Origin of the sequence: Limnohabitans sp. DM1 (assembly GCF_001269385.1) — a bacterium.
Lineage (GTDB): Bacteria > Pseudomonadota > Gammaproteobacteria > Burkholderiales > Burkholderiaceae_C > Limnohabitans_A.
In genome coordinates this window covers 1-7,739 of sequence record NZ_CXOO01000089.1, presented here as the reverse complement: position 1 = coordinate 7,739, position 7,739 = coordinate 1, and the positions used below count along the sequence as shown (strand labels likewise).

General features: G+C 54.7%; 8 protein-coding genes. 1 reads left to right on the top strand and 7 read right to left on the bottom strand.

The window, feature by feature from the left end; all coding sequences use genetic code 11:
- The 7 genes from AMM33_RS22300 to AMM33_RS21530 all read right to left on the bottom strand — a co-directional run.
- On the bottom strand, window positions 1-938 hold a 938-nt coding region (locus AMM33_RS22300; protein ID WP_194945685.1), incomplete at its 3' end, for a hypothetical protein.
- A 118-nt stretch (window positions 939-1,056) separates the two neighbouring features.
- Window positions 1,057-2,019, bottom strand: coding sequence for a PoNe immunity protein domain-containing protein (locus AMM33_RS21555; RefSeq protein ID WP_090143280.1), 963 nt, complete (start codon window positions 2,017-2,019; stop codon window positions 1,057-1,059).
- The gene (locus AMM33_RS21550; protein ID WP_194945684.1) at window positions 2,016-3,089 is read right to left on the bottom strand and encodes a hypothetical protein; all 1,074 of its coding nucleotides are present in this window, start codon (window positions 3,087-3,089) and stop codon (window positions 2,016-2,018) included. Before AMM33_RS21550 ends, AMM33_RS21555 begins: the two co-directional genes overlap by 4 nt.
- 54 nt (window positions 3,090-3,143) lie before the next feature.
- A complete protein-coding gene (locus tag AMM33_RS21545) occupies window positions 3,144-3,653 on the bottom strand; it encodes a hypothetical protein (RefSeq protein WP_090143274.1) in 510 nt (169 codons plus the stop codon).
- A complete protein-coding gene (locus tag AMM33_RS21540; RefSeq protein ID WP_228768307.1) occupies window positions 3,650-6,343 on the bottom strand; it encodes a hemagglutinin repeat-containing protein in 2,694 nt (897 codons plus the stop codon). The genes AMM33_RS21545 and AMM33_RS21540 overlap by 4 nt, the downstream gene beginning before the upstream one ends.
- Before the next feature lie 43 nt (window positions 6,344-6,386).
- On the bottom strand, window positions 6,387-6,836 hold the full coding sequence (locus AMM33_RS21535; RefSeq protein WP_090143270.1) for a hypothetical protein: 450 nt from the start codon (window positions 6,834-6,836) through the stop codon (window positions 6,387-6,389).
- Complete coding sequence (locus AMM33_RS21530; protein WP_228768306.1) at window positions 6,833-7,360, bottom strand: deaminase domain-containing protein; 528 nt, start codon at window positions 7,358-7,360, stop codon at window positions 6,833-6,835. The genes AMM33_RS21535 and AMM33_RS21530 overlap by 4 nt, the downstream gene beginning before the upstream one ends.
- A gap of 75 nt (window positions 7,361-7,435) precedes the next feature.
- Between AMM33_RS21530 and AMM33_RS21525 the strand changes: the two genes are divergently transcribed.
- On the top strand, window positions 7,436-7,739 hold a 304-nt coding region (locus AMM33_RS21525), incomplete at its 3' end, for a transposase (protein ID WP_194945682.1).

Genomic DNA, 7,739 nt, shown 5'->3' with positions numbered 1-7,739 from the left:
CAATCCGTGGCGTGGTCACAGATCGTCGGCTTGATGCGCCTGTTCTGGGTGTTTTGGATGCGCGAGGAGGTCACGCCCAGTTCACTACCCGCACGGAGCAAACCTTTTGTATTGGTCACTGTGTCGCTGGCCTGGAGGGTCAATGCACCGACGGCCAGGATTTTGCCGCCGTTGTTGTCCAGATTGCGCAATGTCAAGGTGCTGTCTTTGGCACTGAAAATCAAGGCGTTGGGCGCATTGTTGCCCACGTCATTGGCTTGAACATTGAGGGTGCCTTGCGTTTGAATGAGGCCGCTGCGGTTGTTGATGTCTGCCGCCTGGATGCGCAGGTCGCCCGTTGCAATCAGCCCCAGTGGACGCGTGCCGTCGTTGCTGTGGCTGTCTTGGTTGGTCAGGGTTTGGCCATGGGTGTCGATATTCAGTGCGCCACCTGTACTGATCAGGCCAGCGCTGTTGTCCAGCGCGCCTGAAGAGATGTGTGCCTGTCCGCTGATCGACTGGATTTTTCCGCCCGTGTTGCGCAAACTGTTGCCGTTGCCCTGCAAGGTCAATGTCAGATCTTTGGCGAGCTGGATACGCCCATCTCGGTTGTCCAAACCGCCTTGTGAGGTGGACAGTTGCAAATTGCCTTGTACTGCAGCCAGGGTGCCTTGTTGGTTGTCAATACTCCAGGCCTGGATGTCCAAGTCTTGTGCAGCGGCCAGGAGGCCTTGATTGCGTAGCGTGTTTGCGCTGATCGTGACCTTGCCTGATTGGCTCTGGATGCCGGTGGCAGTTTTGAGTGTGCCGCTGCTGGTATTGACCAGGTCTGCGCTGCTTGGATGCTGGAGCCTTGCACGGTGATGTCGCTGGCTTCTTGGCGGCTTGGGTCTGCGCCGGTGGCTTGTACGGTTTCGGGGGTGCCACTGGCTGTGACCTTGGCCCTTCGGGAATTGCACTCACGCCTGCTGCGCCTTGCGCCTGAACAAGCACCACGGCCACTACTGCTGACGTTTTCACCAACAGCCATCAAGCAGCCTCGGGCTTTGTTGAAGATGAGACGGTGGGTTTGGGCGTTCATGACGTCTTCTTGCCAAACATGCGTGCCAGCCAACCAGTCTTGGGCTCTTCGCGGACCGGATGCGTACTCGGGCCATCGGGGCGCAAAAGATCACCAGGGTAGTGCTCGTGCCCCAGACACAAACTGTCATCCAGTCCAAAGGCTTTGACAGCGGCCACTGCCTCAATGCACCAGCGGCCAAAGTAGCAGCCCATCTCTAAGGGGTGTTTTTCTGGGTCGCCGTAGATGTACCAAAAGGGTTCAAGGGTTGGCGCTTTTTTGTTCTTGGGCGCAGGGCGTTTGAGCTCGGCGTACCAGTGATCAACGAAACTCAGCAATAAAGCGGCCTGATCTCCAGGAACAGCGTTTGGGCTGTAATTTAAAGAATAAGGTTTGATGCCAAGACGCTGCGTCAATGTTTGCGCAGCTTGGACATCCAATGGGGTATTCACTGCTTTAAGCAGGCGGGCATAGGGCTTGGCATGCAGCAATGCCGCCCCAATGCGACGACCAGGCGTTCGACTGGCAATCACACGGTCCAGCAACTCGTCTTCGCCCTCGCCACCGACCAAGGCCAACAAACGTTGCCATTGATCCTCGGAAATTTCCAAGGCCAAGGCTAAACCAACGAGCCAGAAACACCAGTTGTAGTGGTTCAGATTCGTGAGCGAAAAGTCCCAGTCACGGCAGGTCTGCAAGTCGTTTTCTTTGCAGACTTCATCGCTCAGGCGGTTTGACAACACCCATGCATCTAGCAGGCCCGGGAAATGTTGTGCCAAATCTCGGATAGGGGCGCCGGAGGAGTAGAGACGTAGCATGAGCCGACATTGATCGGTTGCTGATCCCCAAACGTATTCCGGCCTGTAAATCGTATTCTTAGAAGGGAGTGCTGATTTTTCGGAAACATCCTTAAGCCACAGCACATCCTTTTCTATCCACGTATTCCAGTATTTTTTTTCTCCGATCGATGCGCGGATCATTTCTGCGCTCCCGACAGATTGACATTCGGAAAAATGATCTTCGATTGATCTATCGGTTTAGGTTTCCCTAATGCGTCCAATACTTGTACGGCTGTTGAGCCATCCGGGCGCACAGTGACTACCCAGCTTTCGACACGACCAGATTCGAGTGAAGCTTTTACAGCTCGGGCCTCATCTAACGATCCCACCGCCTTCTCAATCCGATTCGATCCCCCCATCCAACTCACGCTGCCTTGTTTGCCGTCGGTTGTTTTGCCCAGTCGATCAGAGCCGTTTTCGGCCATCTTGTTAGGGTTCATGGGATCAATTTCGACCTTCTTCGGATCGCCCACAAACTTGTATTCGATATTCACGTAGTCCACATCGGGGTGCTTGACCTTGTAAAGCTCATCCAAGCCGTTGCTGCCTTGGCCTTGCAAGCGTGCGATCTGCTGTCCGTCGGGCACGATTTGCTTGACCGTGTTCGGACCAAACAAGTTTTCACCGATGACCCGCTTTTGTTCATTGGTCAGCTTGCTCATGTCCAGTAACGCATTGCCTGTCTTGTCAACCACACCACCAGAGTTCACCAAGGCCCGCTCAGCTGTCGCCGTTAATGTGGCTGCCACTTTGGCCTGCACAGCCGCATCGGTCACCAACTTATATGCAGTCGAGCCTGCCGGAATTGCCGCAGCCGCCCCGTTGAAGAAGCGCTCAACCGTGCTCAGGTCCTGACCCGACAGGCTCTTGCCGCTGATGGCCTGGTACAGCGCAATCGGCGTGCCATAAACCGGCAGCAGCGCCGCTACCGTCTCGCCCAGTTGCAACGCCTGCTCGGTAGTTAGCTTGCTGTTTTGGCTGATGGCCGCAAGATTGCCTGCCACTTCCAGCTTGGCCATTTGCTGGTCGATACGTTTGAAGTCTTGTTCAGTGCAGTTGGCACCACACTGGTTCATCAGTCGTGCATTTTCTTGGCTGACGGTTTTGCGCACATTGGCAAACGGGCTGTGGCTGACGTAGTTGTAGGCCGTCTGTGGCAACGCAGCACTGACACCTGCACCGCCACCCGCAGCGGCGCAATGTTTTCTCATTCGTCGCGAGTGCTTGATCACCTTTTTAGCGCGGTGGGTTTGGAAATCCATGACTTAACCCCGCTCTAGAAAATAGCCCCATAGGAACTGCCCAGTTTTCCAGTCCAACTCAAAGGCGTAGTCACCTGCATATTGCACCCAGGCCAGCACAGCAAACTTGCCTTGTTGTCCCGTTTTGGGGTTATCCCAAGGGGTGGTCAATCCCACAAAGTGGCTGGGGTATGCAGCCATTTCAGGGTGTGGGTCGCGTGTCAATTGCCAAGGCACTGATAAACGCATGTGTTCTTGGCCGTAGGCGTCGAGCAAGACGAGGTTATCGTTACGGTCTAACTTTTCGCACAGAAGGAAGCCAGATTGGTCAGGCAAAACATCCAAACCGTCGTTGCGTGGATTGGTCCGTTCATAGCCCTGACCATCAACCTGCCATGTGTGCTTAACGATAGGACCGAAAACAAACTCAGTAGGGTGCTGTTTTCGCCACTCATTGTAGTGAGAGTCTGAGTTTTCGAGTGGCAGAACTTCGTTGCGACTGTTATGTCTTAGAAAATCAACAACCTTCTTCATGGCAACACCTTCTGTCCGACTACTTTGAAAAACTCGCCGCCACTCCTCTGCTCAAACAAAAAATTCATCTGGTTTGCGCCCCCAGCGGCACCTCCTTGCGAGCCCACAACTCCAATTTGAGCATTCACAGGCTTGACAATTTCCAGCTCTACAACATAGCCCACATCCTTTTTGAACTCGTTGGTAATGGCTAGATTATTGCGAGCAAATGCTTGATTCGGAATGTTGTCGAACGTCGCCCAATTTCCAACAAAGTTCATTTGACCTTCTTGCGTGAGCTTGTCAAACGCGGTCTTATCCACCACCATCTGCACCTTGGTCCCCGGCTGCAAGGTGGCCTCGGCGATCTGACTGCCTTCCTTCCAGGCCGGAGCCTTGTTAAAGGAGTTCATCAGTCCATTGACTTCTTCTGCACTCTTGAAGCCCTGGATGACACCAATGCTGTTTGACATCTTGGCCATGTCAGCGGCCGCGTTGGTCACCAGCTTGTAGGCTGCACTTCCCAATGGCAATGCAGCAGCGGCTGTGTTGAGCACACGCTCTGCCGCTGTAAGGTCTTGGCCGCTCAAAGTCTTGCCGCTGATGGCCTGATATGCCGCGATCGGCGTGCCATACACCGGCAGCAGCGCCGCAACAGCTTCACCCAGTTGCAAGGCTTGCGCGGTGGTCAGCTTGCTGTTTTGGCTGATGGCTGCAAGATTGCCTGCCACTTCAAGCTTGGCCATTTGCTGGTCGATGCGTTTGAAGTCTTGTTCAGTGCAGTTGGCACCACACTGGTTCATCAGTCGTGCGTTTTCTTGGCTGACGGTTTTGCGCACATTGGCAAACGGGCTGTGGCTGACGTAGTTGTAGGCCGTCTGTGGCAGCGCGGCACTGACACCTGCACCGCCACCCGCAGCGGCCCCCACTGCAATGCTTGCCACTTGTGTGACCACTTGTCTCATGCCCTCTGGCAAGTTGAGCTTGGCAATTTCTTCGCCCAACGCTGGTATCACGGTGGCATTCACAGCGGCACCCGTTGCACCAGCAGCCCCACCAGTTGAGCCCCCGAGAGCCGTGTACAGGCTTGTGCGGTAGACGCCGCCTTCATCCCATTTCGCAGCTTCTTCTTCGTTGCCTTGGCGACGCAGATCAATGGCTTTCTGATCTGCCGTTTTGGCGGCCACTGGAATAGCTTGTTTCCCAAACTCATTGGTGATCGCTACTTGTGCAGCCACCTCCTTTTGCGTCTTGTCTTTGTCAAAAATCGCTTTCAGACCGGTTCCCTTGTCTCCAGTTCTGGCATTGGTATTGCCCGCAGCGCCGCTGATGCCCGCCGTGGTGGTTGAGTTGGCCTGACCACTGTCAGTGCCAAATCCTGCTCCGCTCAGTTTTGAGCCCTGTCCAGGCAGGGAACCAGTGCCAACACCAATGCTGATGCTGTTGGCGCTGTAGCTGGCACTGTTGTTGAGGTCGGTGGTGGTGGTGCCTTGCTTGGCTTCGTAGCTGTTTTTGTTGTTGTCGATGGCCGCTTGGGTGCTGGTGATTTGCCCGCCCGTCAGGGTGGTCTTGCCTTGCACGTTGACTTGGAAGCCGCCGTCGCCTGCGCGGATGGCGCTTTGTTCACCCACGCTCAGGTAGTCGCTGTTGATGCTGCTCTTGGCCAGGTTCGCGCTGCCGCTGACACCTGCGCCCACCATGATGGCGCCGCCTGCGCTCTTGCTGCTTTCTTTGTATTGGCTCTTGTCTTGCAGGCTTTCAATGTTGAGGTTGCCACCCACCTTGGCCGTGACTTGATCGCCTTGGACCACTGCGCCTTTGAGGTTGGTGTCCCCGCCTGATTCGATGTTCACCGCATTGCCCGCCACTTGCGTGTTGGTGAACGTGACACCGTTGCCCGCGCCTTGGCCTGTGGCTTGGCTGGCACTGGCCGTGAAGCCCATGCCGCCACCGCCTGCGCCCAACTGCATGGCAACGCCCACGCTGCCGCTCTTGCTTTGGTTGCTGCTGCTCTCGCTGGTGGTGTTTTGCGCGGCCAGCAAGTTCACTTGGTCATCGGCTTTGAGGGTGACGGTTTTACCGGCTTGGACCTTGCTGCCTTGCACGGTGATGTCGCTGTCTTTGCCAGCGCCTGTGGCCGTGATGGTCACGTTGCCGCCCGCGTTGACCTTGCTGCCCTTGGCGCTGTCGGCGCTGCTTTGTTGTTGGCTTTGGCTGCTGGATGCGCCCAGGCTCAGGCTGATGCCGATGCCGCCTGCTTTGTCTGCAGCGTTGCCTTCGACCATCTTGCCGTCTGCGTTTTTCACCATGCCATTGGCATCGTCTTGACCCGCTTGAACAGCATCCGCGCCTTGCTTGAGGTTGAATCCCGCATTGGCTGCCGCCAGGGCTTGCATGCGGCCGCTGCTGGTGTTGCCTGCCGCTTGCAACTGGTTGTTGGCCGTTTGCAAAGCTGAGAGGACAGGGCTGGTGATGGCCAGCGTCAGGCCGCTTTGCTTGAACTTTTGTTCGGTGCTTTGGCTGCCGGTTTCGCGGGCTTCTTGGATGTCCACTGTCTTGGCGGTGATGTCGATGTCTCCTTTTGGCGTGATCACATCACTGCCTGTTTGCGTGTAGGTCTTGCCTGCGGTGATGCTCACGTTACCGCCCGTGCTGCCCACGGTGCTGCCTGCTGCCGTGGTGCTTTGGCCTTGGCTGTCCACGCTTTGCATACGACTGCCCACGGTGAAGCCGATACCGACGTTATTGGCTATGTCATTCCCAATTACCAAACAGCCCCAGTGGTTTAAGCAAGCGCAGGTCATATTCAAAGTATTCACGCTCGGGCTGCGGCAGTTCGAAAAGCATCGTGCTTAAGTCATTTTTTTGTAGAATCTTTTGAATTTTTTCTCGGTGGTAATTCATCCAATTCTCATTATCAAAACTGCGTCCTCCATCGAGTATGAGGTTGGCAATTTCAAGCATAAGTTCTTCAATGGGATAGGAAAAACTAAATTCGACTTGTTCATATGACCAATCCAACTCTTGTTCGTTAGGTAGCCAGCCCTTTCTAATCGGTGAGGTTTTGCTGAATAAGATGGATAGCTTGTGCCTGCAAAATGTTCGATAATTTTCTAGTAACGCAAGATAAATGAGTTGGTATGGTTGTCGTTGATCGTATGCACTGTCCGGAACATACATTTCTTGAATCATTACCTCCATCATTTTTTACTCCCAACGTTTGCGGGATCAAAAAATGGTGAAACGTACGTTTTTTTAGGTAAAAAAACGATCCCATTGTTATCAAATATCTGTAAATTAATATTCGGATATCGCGCCCTGAATTGGTCTGCCACGTCCAAGCAACTTTCGCAGGCAGGCCGTTCTGTAACGATCCTGATCGTACCTGTTGCATTCGGGTTATTGCCCAACTTGTCCGCAATGTTGTCAAGGATTTTGTATTCGGAGTCGGTTTCACGTGGGATGGATTTTCCACCAACATTCTTAAGTGCGATGAAGTTCTTTCCGCCTTCTCCAACGACACCATTACCCGCTATCTCTACCTGACTCGAAGCTGCTATCTGACTCGGTAACCCCGGAATATCCACCTTGGCTACAGCCACATTCCCACTATTTTTTGTAGCACTTGGCAACCCCGCCCTCAAGTCCTTTACCGCCTGCGTCAGTCCCACAAGCTCAAACGCCTCTGCTGTTGTTGCGCCCATCAGTACTTTGGACGGCGTACCCAAGACCACCCCCCTTGTGTCAGACTAGTTGTCGCCTCGATAGAACCTAGAACCTGGGGGCGGCGATGAAAGAACAAAATGGCTCGATATGGACAAGCATTCAGAGACAAAGCGGTAGCCAAGTTGCTGCCACCGGAGAGCGCACCGCTGCAGGTGGTCTCGCGCGAGATGGGCGTGAGCGAGGCAACCCTGGAGCGTTGGCGCGAAGAAGCACAAACCAGACCTGCCCGAGCTCGGCCCTGGTCTGCGGGTGCCCGGCTTGAGGCCGTGATCACTACAGCTGCGATGAACGAGGCCGCTAAGAGCGCCTGGTGCCGCGAGCACGGTGTGTATCCGGTTGATTTGGTCAAGTGGCGCTTGAACTGCACCACCGCGCTGGCAG

Coding starts and splice junctions, on each gene's coding strand:
- AMM33_RS21540 (WP_228768307.1), bottom strand. CDS start 6,343: ATGCAAAGCGTGGACAGCCAAGGCCAAAGCACCACGGCAGCAGGCAGC.
- AMM33_RS21550 (WP_194945684.1), bottom strand. CDS start 3,089: ATGAGAAAACATTGCGCCGCTGCGGGTGGCGGTGCAGGTGTCAGTGCT.
- AMM33_RS21535 (WP_090143270.1), bottom strand. CDS start 6,836: ATGATGGAGGTAATGATTCAAGAAATGTATGTTCCGGACAGTGCATAC.
- AMM33_RS21555 (WP_090143280.1), bottom strand. CDS start 2,019: ATGATCCGCGCATCGATCGGAGAAAAAAAATACTGGAATACGTGGATA.
- AMM33_RS21545 (WP_090143274.1), bottom strand. CDS start 3,653: ATGAAGAAGGTTGTTGATTTTCTAAGACATAACAGTCGCAACGAAGTT.